This is a genomic window from Hungatella effluvii (assembly GCF_003201875.1).
GTDB lineage: Bacteria > Bacillota > Clostridia > Lachnospirales > Lachnospiraceae > Hungatella > Hungatella effluvii.
The window spans coordinates 333,281-348,470 of the sequence record NZ_QJKD01000001.1 but is presented as its reverse complement, the minus strand read 5'-3'; the positions used below and the strand labels follow the sequence as shown (position 1 = coordinate 348,470).

The 15,190-nt window shown below is 49.6% G+C and carries 12 protein-coding genes; all 12 read left to right on the top strand.

Going from position 1 to position 15,190, the window contains the following annotated elements; genetic code table 11:
- The first annotated feature begins 49 nt into the window (after positions 1–49).
- Entirely contained in the window at positions 50–871 is an 822-nt protein-coding gene (locus tag DFR60_RS01420) for a sugar phosphate isomerase family (protein WP_110321282.1), read from the top strand.
- 77 nt (positions 872–948) lie between these two features.
- The gene (locus DFR60_RS01415) at positions 949–2,100 is read left to right on the top strand and encodes a class II fructose-bisphosphate aldolase (protein WP_110321281.1); all 1,152 of its coding nucleotides are present in this window, start codon (positions 949–951) and stop codon (positions 2,098–2,100) included.
- 239 nt (positions 2,101–2,339) lie between these two features.
- Positions 2,340–4,061 (top strand): glycoside hydrolase family 3 protein, encoded by a 1,722-nt coding sequence (locus DFR60_RS01410; RefSeq protein WP_110321280.1) that lies wholly within the window; start codon positions 2,340–2,342, stop codon positions 4,059–4,061.
- 30 nt (positions 4,062–4,091) lie between these two features.
- A complete protein-coding gene (locus tag DFR60_RS01405; RefSeq protein ID WP_110321279.1) occupies positions 4,092–5,990 on the top strand; it encodes a DUF4838 domain-containing protein in 1,899 nt (632 codons plus the stop codon).
- A gap of 192 nt (positions 5,991–6,182) precedes the next feature.
- Positions 6,183–7,136 carry a carbohydrate ABC transporter permease gene (locus tag DFR60_RS01400; RefSeq protein WP_110321278.1) on the top strand — a complete coding sequence of 318 codons (954 nt, stop codon included), beginning with the start codon at positions 6,183–6,185 and terminating at the stop codon, positions 7,134–7,136.
- 28 nt (positions 7,137–7,164) lie between these two features.
- The gene (locus tag DFR60_RS01395) at positions 7,165–8,007 is read left to right on the top strand and encodes a carbohydrate ABC transporter permease (RefSeq protein ID WP_002600856.1); all 843 of its coding nucleotides are present in this window, start codon (positions 7,165–7,167) and stop codon (positions 8,005–8,007) included.
- 27 nt (positions 8,008–8,034) lie between these two features.
- Positions 8,035–8,913 carry a sugar phosphate isomerase/epimerase family protein gene (locus DFR60_RS01390; protein ID WP_110321277.1) on the top strand — a complete coding sequence of 293 codons (879 nt, stop codon included), beginning with the start codon at positions 8,035–8,037 and terminating at the stop codon, positions 8,911–8,913.
- Positions 8,914–8,926: 13 nt separating this feature from the next.
- Positions 8,927–10,027 (top strand): Gfo/Idh/MocA family protein, encoded by a 1,101-nt coding sequence (locus tag DFR60_RS01385; protein ID WP_110321276.1) that lies wholly within the window; start codon positions 8,927–8,929, stop codon positions 10,025–10,027.
- A gap of 62 nt (positions 10,028–10,089) precedes the next feature.
- Positions 10,090–10,926 carry a sugar phosphate isomerase/epimerase family protein gene (locus DFR60_RS01380; RefSeq protein ID WP_110321275.1) on the top strand — a complete coding sequence of 279 codons (837 nt, stop codon included), beginning with the start codon at positions 10,090–10,092 and terminating at the stop codon, positions 10,924–10,926.
- A gap of 9 nt (positions 10,927–10,935) precedes the next feature.
- On the top strand, positions 10,936–12,198 hold the full coding sequence (locus DFR60_RS01375) for a glucose-6-phosphate isomerase (RefSeq protein ID WP_110321274.1): 1,263 nt from the start codon (positions 10,936–10,938) through the stop codon (positions 12,196–12,198).
- A gap of 16 nt (positions 12,199–12,214) precedes the next feature.
- Positions 12,215–13,735, top strand: a complete 1,521-nt coding sequence (locus DFR60_RS01370) for an ABC transporter substrate-binding protein (RefSeq protein ID WP_110321273.1) — start codon at positions 12,215–12,217, stop codon at positions 13,733–13,735.
- A gap of 106 nt (positions 13,736–13,841) precedes the next feature.
- Entirely contained in the window at positions 13,842–15,059 is a 1,218-nt protein-coding gene (locus DFR60_RS01365; protein WP_110321272.1) for an ROK family transcriptional regulator, read from the top strand.
- Positions 15,060–15,190: the final 131 nt, after the last annotated feature.

Sequence of the window (15,190 nt, the reverse complement as noted above, 5' to 3'; positions counted from 1 at the left end):
ATATCTTAACGCATTTTCAGTCCCTCCGACAGTAGACAGGAGGAAAATGATGAGTCACGCATATTACCAGTACAACAAAGAGCAGCTTTTAAAGGAACCCAGGCTCCCGCTGATCTGCATGCCGGACAACGCCACGGTTTTCCAGGCGATGGCAAAGGAGATGTTTGAAGAGATCGAGGCAAACAATCAGGCGGGTAAGAAGACTGTATTTATCTGCCCGGTCGGCCCGGTTGGTCAGTACCCCTATTTCGTAGACATGGTCAATGAAAGGAATTTAAGTCTTAAGGATACCTGGTTTATCAACATGGACGAGTATCTGGACGACGATAAAAAATGGATTCCCGTGGATCACCCCTTAAGCTTCCATGGCTTCATGGAACGGACTGTCTATACGAAGATCAAACCGGAACTCATCATGCCGGAAGAGCAGAGAGTATTCCCGGACCCTGAAAATGTGGGCTTCATACCGGAACTGATCGAGAAGCTGGGCGGCGTCGATATTGCCTTCGGCGGCATCGGCATCAACGGCCATGTGGCGTTTAACGAGGCAGATCCGTCTCTTTCACCGGAGGAATTTCTGGCGCAGAAGACGAGGGTTCTCACCATTACACCGGAGACGAGAACGGCTAACGCCATCGGCGATTTCGGCGGAGCGCTGGAGGATATGCCGCGTTACTGTGTGACGATTGGAATCTACGAAATCGCCCACGCGAGAAAGATCCGTCTGGGAGTGTTCCGCAACTGGCACAGAGCGGTCGTGCGCCGCACGGCCTACGGGGAACCGTCCACCGATTTCCCGGTGAGTTTATTGCAGAATCATCCGGATATAACGCTGACACTGACGGATTACGTGGCAGCGCTGACGGACTGAGAGATACAAAGACGGACTGAGAAAAACAAAGTAATTGATACAGACTGGCAACAGAAAAGAAAGTGAGGATACAGACAATGCCATTGATTCCCTTAAGACCTCTGATGGAGGCAACGATAAAATACGGTTTCGGCCAGGGGGCGTTTAATGTAAACGCGGTAGCCCAGGCAAAAGCAGCCATTGAAGTGCACGAGATGTTCCGTTCCCCGGCCATTTTACAGGGCGCAGACTTAGCAAACGGCTTTATGGGCGGCCGTACCGACTTTATGAATGCGACACTGGAAGACAAGAAGATCGGCGCGAAGAATATCGCGGACGCCGTAAAGAAATATGGGGCAGATTCGGATATTCCCATCGTCCTGCACTTAGATCACGGCCGTGATTTCGATTCCTGTGTGGCGGCGATCGAGGGCGGATATACCTCTGTTATGATCGACGGTTCCTCCCTGCCATTTGACGAGAACGTGGATCTGACGCGAGAAGTGGTAAAATATGCACATGCGAGAGGCGTCAGCGTAGAAGGAGAGTTGGGCGTTCTGGCCGGCGTGGAAGATCATGTATTCTCCGCGTCCTCCACCTACACTAACCCATTAAAGGCAGTGGAATTCTTCCGTAAGACCGGCGTGGATGCGCTTGCCATCTCCTACGGAACCATGCACGGCGCTTCCAAGGGAAAAGACGTAAAGCTGAGAAAAGAGATCGCCACGGCGATCAGAGAGTGCTTAAGCCATGAAGGCATCTTCGGCGCACTCGTATCTCATGGTTCCTCCACGGTGCCAAAATACATAGTAGATGAGATTAACGCTTTGGGCGGAGAACTGACGAATGCCTACGGTATTTCCATCGAGGAGCTGCAGGCAGCCATTCCGTGCGGCATCAATAAGATCAACGTGGATACGGATATCCGTCTGGCAGTCACAAGAAATATGAAGGAGCTGTTTGTAAAATATCCGGAGCTTCGTACCAGCGCGTCCATCGGCGGGATTTACGAGCTGCTGGAGGCTAAGAAGAGCCAGTTTGACCCGCGGGTATTCCTTCCCCCGATCATGGATACGGTTATGAAGGGAACAATCCCGGACGACGATGTGGCGGCTATTGTAAACTGCGTTGAGCGCGGCGTAAAGGAAGTAGTCGGAACGCTGATCGTACAGTTCGGCTCCTTCGGCAAGGCGCCGTTAGTGGAGCAGGTGACGCTGGAAGAGATGATTGAACGGTATAAGAAGAATTAAACAGATTGTTATTTGGCCCGGCAGAAGGTCCTGAGAAGGAGTGATGCCGGGCTTTTTCTATGGGGTGCTTTTTCCATATATATTGTTTATAGGGATGGCCTTTTTCGCTATGTCATGAAAGATAAAAGAAAAAAATGGTATCCCCGATTGACAAAAGTCCATAAACAGTATAATATTTAATTAAATTAATTAAATAAATTAGACGATCAAAATAAACTCAGGAGAAGGAGGCAGATCAAGTGGTTGATTTAAGGGGAAATCCGTTTTATCTGGATGAAGCAGGGGAGCGGTGGGTAAAGGAAACCGAGGCCGCCATGACGCCGCATGAAAAGGTATGCCAGCTCTTTGCAGACCCGCTCATGGGAAAAAGCAGGGAGGAGCTGATTCAGTTCCTGGAAGAGTATCCGCTTGCGGCCATACCGTTCAGGGCCGCACTCTATGGCAACGAGGAGGCTCAGGATATCATGGCAGAGCTTCAGGAGCGTGCAAAAATTCCTTATCTCTACGCGGGAAACTGTGAGTCCGGTCCTAACGGCGCGCTGAAAGGGGGAACCCTGGTGGCTTCCGGGGCGCAGGTCCGGGCGACGAGAGATGCCCGTTATGCCTATGAGGTGGGGCGGATTACAGGCAGTGAGACATCTGCAGTGGGGTATAACTGGACGTTTGGTCCGGTGGGGGATATCTATGGCAACTGGAGAAACAGTCTGATTAATACGAGGGCCTACGGCAGTGACCCGCAGTTCGTCAGCGACTGCGTGGAGGCATATAATAAGGGGTGCATGGAGTTCGGCGTAGTGCCGTGCCTGAAGCATTTCCCGGGGGATGGCTGGGAAGAGAGAGACCAGCATCTGGCCATTTCAAACAATGGCCTGACTTGTGAAGAGTGGGATGAGACGTATGGGAAAATCTATCAGACGGCGATTGATCATGGTGTGTTAAGCATCATGGCGGCCCATTTTACGCTTCCCGCCTATCAGAAGAAGCTGAATCCGCAGCTGGAAGAACGGGATATGCAGCCGGCCTGCCTTTCCAGAGAGCTAATCGAGGGGCTTCTGCGCGGCCGGCTTGGGTTTCAAGGTCTGGTAGTAACCGATCAGACGAAGATGATGGGATATTACGGAATGAGCCGTTTCGATGCAATACCTCTGTCGATTGCCTGCGGCTGCGATATGATATTGGGAATCAATGACATTGAAGAGGACTTGGAGGCGATGAAAGCGGGCCTTAAGTCGGGAATCGTGACAGAGGAGCGGCTTACGGAGGCAATTTACCGGATCCTGGCCTGCAAAGCGGCGATCGGGCTTCACAGAAGGAAAGAGAGCGGCAGTTTTCATCCGGGAAAGGAGGCACTGGGGCGAATCGGATGCAGAGCGCATCTGAAGACGGCGAGAGAGGCATCGCGGAAGGCTGTCACACTGGTTAAGAATACGAAGGGACAGCTTCCTCTGTCTCCGGAGGTCTATAAAAAGATCGGGGTGTTTGCCCTGTCCGGCAATGTGGGAAGTCTGAATTCTTCCTACGGCCAGGGAGTTCAGTCGGGAGGAAGTGATCAGATTACGGAGCGGATTCTGGCAGCGTTAAAGAAATACGGCTATGAGCCGGAGCTCATGGTATCTTCCGTCAATAAAGGGAAAATAGCGGATTTTAAGGCGAAGTACGACGCGGTGATGATCTTTGCGGATATTACCAGCTTCGCACAGACTAATTCAGTAAGGCTGCTTTGGCCGCATCCAATGTCGAGCTGTTATCCCTGGTACATACATGACGTTCCCACGGTGTTTACATCCTTTAATTATACGAACCATCTCGTCGATGTGGCGAGAGTACCGGCCTTCGTAAACGCATACAATGATACGCCGGAAACGGTGGATGAGACGGTAAAGCGTATTGCGGGGCTGGCTCCGTTCGAGGGGAAATACGACGAGGATGTCTGGTGCGGCATGTGGGACACACATTTTTAGACTGCCCGTCAGGGGAAAGGGGGTCATGAATTGGAATTAATCATAGATAATGCGTATCAAAATCACGAGGTATTTCAGTTTGCGGAAAAGGAACTGAAGGATTACTGGAAAAAGATGCAGGAGAAGAGCGATGCGCTTCAATTGCAGGGAAGCTATCGGCTGAGGCTGGAACTGGCAGCAGGAGGGGAAAGCTGTCATGAAACGGAACAATCCACGATGGCTCCGGATGGATATGTAATTGATACCGGAGAACAGGGCGGCGTGATCGCCGGAAATAGTCCGTGCAGTGTGCTGATCGGTGTATACTCCTGGCTCCAGTCTGCCGGCTGTCATTTCCTGCGGCCGGGGAAGAAGTATGAGGTCATCGAGCCGCTGTCCGGGCTGGATGCACTTTCGATGACTGAGAAAAAGACGGCTTCCCTGCGCCATCGGGGAGTCTGCATTGAGGGTGCCGATTCGCTGGAAAACATCCTGGACTTCATTGACTGGCTGCCCAAAATGGGATATAACTCATTTTTCCTTCAGTTTAAGCTTCCCTATACCTTTATGGCCAGATGGTACCATCATGAAAACAATCCGCTGCTTCCGGAGGAGGAATTTAATATGGACCGGGCGGAAGCATATACAGAGACCGTTCGCAGGGAGATGAAACGGAGGGGACTGAAGCTTCATCAGGTGGGGCACGGATGGACCGGTGACGTAATCGGATTTCCGGCAGTGGAGTGGAAGCCAGCATCTCGGAATCCAACCGGAGAAGAGACCGGCATGATGGCGCAGCTGAATGGAACACGGGCGCTGTTTCATGGAATTCCAATGAATACAAATCTTTGCTATTCCGATGAAACGGTAATGAAGGCATTTACCGATCAGATTGTCCGGTATGCGGTTCAGAATCCGGATATCGATTATCTTCACGTATGGCTGGCCGATGAGTACAACAACGTCTGCGAGTGTGATTCCTGCAAGATGGAACTTCCTTCCGACCAGTACGTCAGAATACTAAATCTGGCCGACCAAAAGCTTACGGAGGCGGGGAGCACCATGCGGATCGTATTTCTGCTGTATCAGGAGCTTTTATGGCCGCCCCAAAAGGAGCGCTTTCAGAACCCGGACCGTTTTGTGCTGATGTTTGCGCCGATCAGCCGTACTTTTGAGGAGTCATACCAAATCCGTCCGGAGTATGGAGCCGTTATGCCATACCGGAGAAATGAGATCCGGCTTCCGGTGGACTTGAATGAGAATATGGCTTTTCTGCGCGCGTGGCAGGAGATATTTCACGGGGACAGCTTTGTCTATGATTATCCGCTGGGCAGGGCTCATTACGGAGATTTTGGCTATGTCAGGCTGGCGGAGGTCATCGGCCATGATATAGAGCGGCTGGGGGATATGGGGCTGAACGGATATATCAGCTGCCAGGAGCTTCGGGCGGCGCTTCCGAATGCACTGCCGAACTACATTATGGGAAAGAAGCTGTTTGATCCGTTCCTTTCTGAGGAGCGGCTGGAAAAAGAGTATTTCTCGGCGGCATATGGACTTGAGGGCGAACGGGTACGGGAGTACTTAAAAGCGGTGTCTGCCTTATGCAGCTGTGATTATTTCAATGGAAAGGGACCGCGGGAGAACCGTGTCGTGGCAGACCGCATGGCGACGCTTGAAAAAATGGCGCATGAGTTTCTGCCGTTTATCCAGGAACACGCGAAAAGCTGCGGAGAGGAGAACCGGAGCTATTGGATTCATCTGGAGTTTCACTCCGAATACATCAGGCGTCTGGGTAAGGCGTTGTTTTATCTGGCAGCAGGAGAGCGGGAAGAGGCGGGAAAATACTGGTCGGAGTTTTGCACCTTTCTGCAGCAGCATGAAATAGAGTTCCAGGAATGTGTGGATGTATACCGTGTGATCGAGGTAGGACAGCACTATACAGGATTTTAGCAGTAAAATTTAATTTGGAAAGGGCCGAAATTGCTTATGAACCAGGACTTCATAAGTGGTTTTAGCCCTTTCTTTGTGAGAAATATATAAAAAATTAAAAAATATATTGACAAGTAATAGGCACAATGATATTATTTAATTAAATTAAAAAACTAATTCAAACCGTAAGAAATTTTATCTGTGAGGTGGATTATGAAAGCAAAGACGGAGAATATGGGAGTGGAAGCTGTCACAAAACGGAATAAACGCCGGGAGAAGCTGATCTTAAACGGCTGGTGTTGGCTGTTTATGTCAATGTCACTTATTTTTTATATCCTGTTTCAGGGATATCCCATCATCTGCAGTATCCAGTACTCGTTTCTGGACTGGTCGGGTCTGACGAGCCATGCGGCTTTTATCGGACTTCAGAATTACGTGGAACTGATTCATGACGAGCTGTTCTGGAATGCCTTTTTCAACAGCTTCAAATATACAATCATGATCGTTCCCTTAGAGCTGGCGGTATCGCTGTTCCTGGCATATATGCTGAACAACGAGGCGCTGAAGGGGAGAACTGTTTACCGGACCATGTACTTTATACCGGTTGTCACCACAGCGTCAGTCGTCGGTATCATCATGATCTTCCTGCTGGGTGTCCAGGGGCCGATTAACCATTTACTGGTCACGCTTCATCTGATCAAGACGCCGATTAATTTCCTGGGAAATGCAAAATACGCCATGCCGACGCTGGTACTCATCTCTCTCTGGAAAGACTGCGGTACTTACATGATCTACTGGCTGGCTGGACTTCAGGGCGTTTCGAAGGACGTGTACGAGGCGGCCACCGTGGACGGAGCTACCAGATTCCAGACATTTATCCATATCGTCCTTCCGCTTATCGCACCGGTCGGTGGAATCATCGCAATCCTGTGCGCGATCAATTCCCTGAAGGTATTCGATATTGTCAAGACGATGACAGAAGGCGGCCCTTTCTATGCGACCGATGTTATAGCCACTTACGTTTATCGTTCGGCGTTCTCCAGTGAGATTGGAATGCCGAGACTGGGATATGCCAGCGCGGCGGCAATTCTCTTTGGAATCGCTGTGATTGTGATCGGTGTCGTGTTAAATATCATCAAGGCGCGTTTGAACAGCAGGCGCGTATAGATGTCAGGAAATCAGGAGGTAAAGATAGATGAACAGAGATAAGGCAAAGAGACAGGTGAAGACCCTGCTGAATCATGGATTGCTGCTGATAATCGGCCTGGCATGGATCTATCCGTTTTTGTGGATGATATCCGCTTCCTTCAAGGACCAGAACGAATTCTTTAAAAATAAACTGGGACTGATTCCCCAGAATCCCACCTTTGACAATGTCACCAGAATCTGGGAGAAGGCGCATTTCGATACATACTTCATTAACACGGTAATTGTAACATTTTTCGCGGTATTCCTCGTGCTGATCATGACCATGCTCGCGGGATATGCGATGGGAAGATATAACTTCGTGGGTAAGAAAGTGGTGATGATGGTTTTCATGAGCAGCATTGCGATACCGTTAGTCAGTACGATCATACCTACCTATGAGGTGATCAAGAGCATGAAGCTGGTCGGTACGAAACTGGGGCTGATCCTGGCTCAGGCCGGCGGCGCTCACGTGATTTTCCTTCTTCTCTTCTCCAGCTTTTTCGAGCAGATCCCCGGAGAACTGGAAGAGGCGGCAAAGGTGGACGGCTGTAATTTCTTTCGGACCTTCTTTAATATTATGATGCCGCTGACGAAGCCGATTGCAACTACTGTAGTCATCATGGAGACCATCTGGGCGTGGAACGCATTTATGCTTCCATTGGTACTGACGCTGAACAACCCGTCTTCCCGTACTCTGGCTGTCGGACTGTACGCGTTTAAAGGTGAAAATACCGTTGACTGGACCGGCATCGCGGCCGGCGGCGTGATTGCGGTTATTCCTATCATTCTGTTGTTTATCTGTCTGCAGAAATACTTCGTGGAAGGCATTGCGGGAGCGGTTAAGAGTTAATGAGTGTTCATAACGAGGAGGAATAAGATGAGACTTGGTTTTATGACAAACATCCTTGTGAAAAAAGGGATGGTGCATCTGGACGAAATTGCGGAATGGGCGGCGGCCCAGGGCTTTGAAGACCTGGAAGTGGGACCTACCGTTCCGATGGAGAGAGAACTGTTTGAGCGGGTTTTGGAGAAGGGGAAGGTGGCGATAACATCTCTTACCTACTGCAGAAATTTTCTCAGCACAGACAGCGGGGAAGCAGAAGCGCATATTGCGGAACTGAAAAAGAGGATTGCATTTGCAGGCGATCTTGGAATAGAAAAGATCGTGACTTCTACGGGCATTAATAAGACCCTGGAGGAGGGAATCTATGACAAGGCGGATTCGATCCGCAGGACACCGGCCCGGAGCCTGGATCAGTTTGTGGAGACCTTTGCTCCCATTGTAGAATACGCAGAGAAGAAGAATGTAAAGCTGGCCTTTGAGAACTGCCCGCTGATGGGAAATATCGCCATTTCTCCGGTGATGTGGAGAGAGATCTTAAAACGGCTGGACAGCAAAATGGTGGGGCTGGCCTATGATCCCTCCCATCTGGTATGGCAGTTTATCGATCCGTATGCTCCGGTGGCGGAGTTCGGGGACCGGATATTCCATGTCCATGCCAAGGATACGGAGATAAAAGAAGAGCGGTTGAAGGAGTGCGGAATTCTGACAGATTTCAGCTGGTGGAGCTACCGGATTCCGGGCCATGGACTTCTGGACTGGAGAAAGCTGACCGGAGAACTGGAAAAAGCAGGATATCAGGGAACTGTCAGCATCGAACACGAGGATCCGGATTACGAGGATTCGCTGGAACTGGTGGAGAATGGTCTGATACTTGGAAAAGAATATTTAAAGGCATTTATAGGAAAGCGTTGAGAGGAGAAAAACAATGGTAAGAGTAGGAATTGTAGGAGTTGGAAATACGATTGGAATCGCAGGCAACCACATTGACGGGTATTTAAGAGTGCCGGAGGCGAAGATTACGGCTGTTTACGATATTATCAGGGAGAGAGCCGCCGGTTACATAGAGAAATTCGGACTGGAGGGGGCAAGGGCCTGCGAAAGCTTTGAAGAACTTCTGGATCTGGTGGATGCAGTCAGCATCTGTACCCCCAATGCCTCCCATATTGAATTAACGGTTCAGGCTCTGAAGGCGGGAAAACACGTCCTGTGTGAGAAGCCGTTTGGAGTCGATGCGGCGGAATGCCAGAAAGCGTTAAATTATGCGGAAATGTCCGGCAATGTCTGCATGATCGGGCTCTGCTACCGCGGAATTCCCGGGTATATGTATTTGAAGAAGCTGATCGATGACGGCTCCCTCGGAAAGATATTTTATATTCGCCAGTCCCTTGGCGGAAACAGAATCGCCAATCCACAGGTAAAGCTGGAATGGAGGATGCAGAAGGAGTTATCGGGACCTGGAGCCATGGCGGACTTTGGAAGCCATATGCTGGACATTGGCGATATGCTGATCCGCGACACGGCGGGACCGATCACCGAGGTACAATGCATGAGCGGTATTATGGTGGAGGAACGCGACCGGGTACATGGGAACGGCAGGGGCAGTGTGGATAACGACGATGTGGCCATGTTCTCTGCCAGAACGAGGGATGGCGTCCTGCTCTCCTACACGGCCAGCAGAATCGGCAGCAGACATACGGTGGAGGTATACGGCAGCGGCGGAAACGCAGTATTTGACGGTGCCGACCATTTCTCACTGCAGATCCAGAAGAAAGATCCGGAGGGCGGATATTTAGGCGCGCCGGAGTGCGTAAAGGTTCCGGAGGAGATGTATCTGATCAATGAAAATGTTCCGAGAACACCGTTTGCAATCAATTTCTATTTTGAGATAAAACAGTTTATTGATGCAATTGAAAAAGGAACGCCGGTGGATACAGACTTCCAGAGAGGCGTTTATATTCAGAAGCTGATCGACGCGCTGCAGGAGTCTTCAGACTGCGGATGCAGTGTTCCCATTGATTTTGAGTAACAGCTCGGACGATGAGCCGTCTGAACTGTTACGACTTTGAATAGACCAGGAGGATTTTTAGAATGAAAATAGGTTGTCATGCCGTCCTGTTTACCGACAGGATCGCAAAGGAAACGGAAGAAGTATTAAAGGAATTTGAGAAGACCGGATGCCAGGGCGTGGAGATCGGCGCGCGTTTCTTCGGAGTCGAAAAGAGCAGTTATTTAAAGGAACTGCTGGATCAGTATCATTTGCAGCTGGCAGGACTTCATGTATCTGCGCTGTGGACCGATTTGCTGGATGATCCGCAGAAGGTGGAGGAGGCGGTTGGGAAGGCAGTGGAATTTCTGCAGGTTATGCCGAATAAGAATATTATTTTTACAGGCATGGCTCAGAACGACCCATCGCAGCATCCAGAAGAAGGCATAGATCCGAGATTATCTGATCCGGCAGCGGCTGAGAAAATGGCTGGAAAACTGAACAAGATAGCAGCAAAGGCGAAGGAGAGTGGTGTTTCCATCAACTATCATAACCACTGCTGGGAGTTTGACCAGGATGGCCTGCTGTTTATGGCGCTGATTCATCATGCTCCGGAGGTGCGGTTTGCACTGGATACCGGATGGGCGGCCGGCAGCGGTTGGGATCCGGCAGATTTATTAGAGAAGTATCCGGACAGAATTTCATACGTTCATTTACGGGACTTTAAAAAAGAAGATATGGAAAAATGCAGGACATTTGCTGAGAAACAGGATAACTATGTGGACCTGGGCAAGGGCAATATGGACTATGAAAGACTCCTGTCTGTAATAAAAAAGAATTTCGGAGACAATGGCTGGGCGGTCATTGAATATGAAAAAGGAAAGGTAGACTTTGAACGGTATACGAAGGCAGTTTCGTATGTTCGGGAAATTCTTGGGTAGGTGATCGGTATGGTACATTTGGAATTCTATGACGGAAGCGGGCAGGCGTCTTGTGAAGAGCTGAACGAGTACATGAGACAGAAGAAAGAAATCCTGACCCGGGCACAGGCCGGAGAAGAGCAGTATCGTGACAGTCTTGGATGGCTCAGCGTGGATGAGTGGGCCGGAGAAGAGCGGATTGCTGAGATCGAGACTTTCGCAAAAAGGGTCCGGGACGATGGGGATATCCTCGTGGTAATCGGGATCGGGGGTTCCAATCAGGCGGCCAGGGCAGTGACCTGTGCGCTGCCTAACCAGAGTAAGGTAAAGGTTCTGTACGCCGGAAACAATATATCTTCCGCGTATATGAAGCAGATTTTAGCGCAGTTGGACGGGAAATCCGTATATATAAATGTCATTGCCAAGAACTTTGAGACGATGGAACCGGGAATCGGTTTCCGGATTCTCAGGCAGTATCTGAGAAAACGCTATGGGGCAGACTACAACAGCAGGGTATTCGCAACCGGGACGAGAGGAAGTGAGCTGCAGGAGCTGTGTGTGGCTCACGGTTATACATTTCTTGACTTCCCGGAAGACATAGGGGGACGGTATTCCGCCCTGTGCAATGTCGGGCTGTTCCCGGCCGCGGTGGCGGGAATTGATATTCGTGCCATGGTATCCGGCGCCAGGGATATGGAGCAGAATTTAAAGACGGCAGCAGGGGCAGAAAACAGCGCCTTCCAGTATGCCGCAATCCGTAATGTTCTGTATCAGAAAGGTTTCCGCATGGAGATGCTGGCTTCCTTTGAACCGAGGTATCAGTATTTCAATGGCTGGTGGACCCAGCTGTTTGCGGAGAGCGAGGGGAAAGACGGAAAAGGGCTGTATCCGGTGGCTGTAAAATATTCGGAAGATCTGCATTCGATCGGCCAGTTTGTACAGGAGGGGACTCCGGTACTGTTTGAGACATTTCTGGATATTGAAAATCCGGATGAGGAACTGATTCTTGAGGCGGACGATGTGGACGACGGCTTTGATTACTTAAACGGGGCGGATTTGCGGGAGGTCAACAGAGCTGCGTTTTTAGCTACCTTTCAGGCCCACAGTGAGAGGCTTCCATGTGTCAGGCTGAAGATTAAAGAATTGAACGAATACAGTTTTGGCCAGTTGTTTTACTTTTTTGAATTTGCATGCTACCTTTCCGGAAGCATGCTGGGGGTAAATCCATTTAACCAGCCGGGAGTGGAGAATTACAAGGGCTATATGTTTCAAGCGCTTGGAAAACATAAATAAAAGGAGGAAGTATTTTATGAAACTGAAGAAAATGGGGGCATTATCACTGGCAATTGCAATGACGGTAACAGCCATGACGGGCTGTGCGATGCCGAGTACGGGGGGAAGCGACACAACAGCAGCACCCACACAGGAGAAGACGGAAGCTTCGTCTAAGGACAGCAGTTCTGATACAACGGCGGCTGAATCGGATGAAAAGATTACCCTGCGGATTGTGGACTGGAGTGACAGTTCTCTGGCAAGAAGAGAGGAATTTAACAAGAAGTATATGGAGGATCATCCCAATATCACCATCGAATACACGATGCTGACGATTGATCAGTTTAAGAATACGATTGTTACAATGATCAAATCAGGAGATGGACCAGATTTATTCCCGATTCCAACAGGCATGACCTTAAGCACCGCACTGAAGGAAGAGTGGTACCAGCCGCTGAATGACTACGTGACAGAGGAATTTTTAAATACACTGGATCCGTCTGTTTTTGAAGAGGGAGTGACTATGAAGGGGGAAGAACTCTATACAATTCCGGAAAATATGCCGGTCGTAAATTGTTTATTCTTCTATAACAAAGATGTATTGGACAATGCTGGTATTACCAAGGTTCCGGAGACGTATTCTGAATTTGCAGAGGCGTGTAAAAAGATAACAGAAACAGGGAACGGTGAGGTATTCGGTCTGATTGAAGGCGGAAAACAGCTAAATCGTCTGGATATTCTGGCTCGCTCCTTAGCTGCTGTGGGAGGTGGAAAAGTCGCTCCCAATGCCAAGGTGCTGACTGTAGATGGGAAGGCTCCATATGACAGCGAAGCCATGAATGAGGCAATGGCACTGATGGAACAGTTGGTTTCTGACGGAAGTATTCATCCGGATACTGTGAATATCAGCGCTCCCGAGGCAAGGGAGATGTTTGCTCAGGGACAGGCAGGTTTCCTCTGCCAGGGTATGTGGTGTATTCCACCGTGGGCGCAGAGTTATCCAGACTTAAAATATGGAGTAATGGCAGTTCCTGTTCCGGACAGTGGAGTAAAGGGCGGTGTTCAGCAGGTAGAAAGTGCTCCGTGGATGGGACTTTATAAACAGTCCAAGCATCCGAAAGAGGCGGCGGAATATTTAATGGCTCTGTTTGATGAAGACTACGGATATCAGTCCGGCTGTGTATCCGACGGTAACTATGTTTCAATCGTACCGAGCGTCAATGAAAAATATATGACGAATGAAGTTATGAAGCAGTATTACGAAGTTGCAAGTGAAATAGCAAAGGTGGTACCTGCAGCAACAACAAGAGACGAAAAAGCATATGACTTCTATGCGGAAGTAAAAGACGTACAACCGAGCCTGGGAGCCATCTTACAGGGGGTGCTTTCCCAGAGTATTACAGACTATTCAAGTGAACTGAAAAAATTGTCAGAGGCTTCCACCGTGGAATGGCAGAGAGCATCCGAAGCTGTCGGCCTCGATTACGCAACCTTTGATTTCCCGAACTGGGATCCGCTTAAGGATTATACAGAGGCAGATTATGCAGCATTAAAATAATACGCCGGACAGAGGATACGTAAGGCTTTTGCGTATCCTCTGCTTGTAATATGTCCTGAAATTCACTATAATGAAAGGGATAGAATACGGAGTTGGAGGGAATAAAATGACTGCACGCGGAACGAATCTGCCCAGAGTTAAGAAACAGAATGAGGCTCTGATCAAGGAGATAATTTATAAGTACGGCCCTATATCGAGGAGCAAGATCGCAGAGATGCTGTCGCTGACTCCGCCGACGATCACGACGAATGTATCGTCCCTGATCGAGAGGGGGCTGGTCTATGAGTTTGCGGCAGAGGATTCTGACGTGGAGGAGCGTTCCCTGGGACGTAAACCGATCAAAATCAATTTTATTCAGGACGCCAGATATGCTGTCGGAGTGGAGATGAATCCATACCAGACCGCAATCTGTATGCTGGATTTGCGGGGGAATGAACAAATCAGCATGAAGTATCCGCCCATGAAAGGATTATATGTTGAGGAAATGGATACGCTTGCCCGCAATATTGATAAGCTGATTTCCGAAAGCGGCGTGGACCCGGAGAAGATACTCGGAGTGGGCATGGGCCTTCCGGGGTTTGTGGAATCCAAGGTGGGAATTTTAAGAGAAAGCTTTAAAACAGAATGGAATAATAAAAACATAGCGAGAGATTTGTCGCGGAGACTGGATATTCCGGTCCTGATCGAGAACAATGCGAGAGCGCGCGCCATAGGAGAGGAGATGTTCGGAAAGACTCTGAGGCCGGATTCCTTCGCATACTACCTGATTTCTTATGGTATCGCCTGTCCTCTGTTTGTGAAGAACCGGATGATTACCGGAGAAAATGCCAGCGCAGGAGAGGCGGGGCACATGGTAGTGGACATCAACGGCCCCAAATGTGAGACTTGCGGCCACAACGGCTGCCTGGAGGAGATGGCCAGCGAAAGAGCCATTCTTAAGAAGTGCAAAGCCGCAGTCAATGATGGCGTTGCCACAATGCTGACGGAACTCTGTCCGGACACCGGGGAACTGACCATGAAGGACGTGCTGATGGCGGAAGAGTGCAACGACGCATATGTGGTGAAGGTCATGGAGGAGGCGGTTATGTATCTGGGCGTAACACTGGCCAACATCATCAATCTCATCAGCCCGCCGTTAGTGATTGTGGACGGCTATATTATGAAGGTGAAAAGGAACCGGAGACAGTTGTTGGAGGAGACTAAGAAGCATATCTTTGGCCTGAACGATCAGGAGATTGAGATTGAGTTTATCGATTTCAATCCTCTCACCGGGGCCAGAGGCGGTGCGGCTCTGGCAATTAAACAATTCTTTATTAAGGAGTAACAGTTCAGGACGGCGGGAAAAACAGTGCAAAAGCAGGCGTTAAGCTCGCTTATAAGACTGTTTTTGCACTGTTTTTCACATCGGATGGACATCCGAAGCTTCTTGAACGGCTTTTTCGGTCAAGAAGATAA

Excerpts from the sequence above, each read along its gene's own strand:
- DFR60_RS01370 (WP_110321273.1), top strand. The coding sequence starts at position 12,215 with ATGAAACTGAAGAAAATGGGGGCATTATCACTGGCAATTGCAATGACG.
- DFR60_RS01390 (WP_110321277.1), top strand. The coding sequence starts at position 8,035 with ATGAGACTTGGTTTTATGACAAACATCCTTGTGAAAAAAGGGATGGTG.
- DFR60_RS01380 (WP_110321275.1), top strand. The coding sequence starts at position 10,090 with ATGAAAATAGGTTGTCATGCCGTCCTGTTTACCGACAGGATCGCAAAG.
- DFR60_RS01375 (WP_110321274.1), top strand. The coding sequence starts at position 10,936 with ATGGTACATTTGGAATTCTATGACGGAAGCGGGCAGGCGTCTTGTGAA.
- DFR60_RS01385 (WP_110321276.1), top strand. The coding sequence starts at position 8,927 with ATGGTAAGAGTAGGAATTGTAGGAGTTGGAAATACGATTGGAATCGCA.
- DFR60_RS01365 (WP_110321272.1), top strand. The coding sequence starts at position 13,842 with ATGACTGCACGCGGAACGAATCTGCCCAGAGTTAAGAAACAGAATGAG.
- DFR60_RS01395 (WP_002600856.1), top strand. The coding sequence starts at position 7,165 with ATGAACAGAGATAAGGCAAAGAGACAGGTGAAGACCCTGCTGAATCAT.
- DFR60_RS01415 (WP_110321281.1), top strand. The coding sequence starts at position 949 with ATGCCATTGATTCCCTTAAGACCTCTGATGGAGGCAACGATAAAATAC.
- DFR60_RS01400 (WP_110321278.1), top strand. The coding sequence starts at position 6,183 with ATGAAAGCAAAGACGGAGAATATGGGAGTGGAAGCTGTCACAAAACGG.
- DFR60_RS01420 (WP_110321282.1), top strand. The coding sequence starts at position 50 with ATGAGTCACGCATATTACCAGTACAACAAAGAGCAGCTTTTAAAGGAA.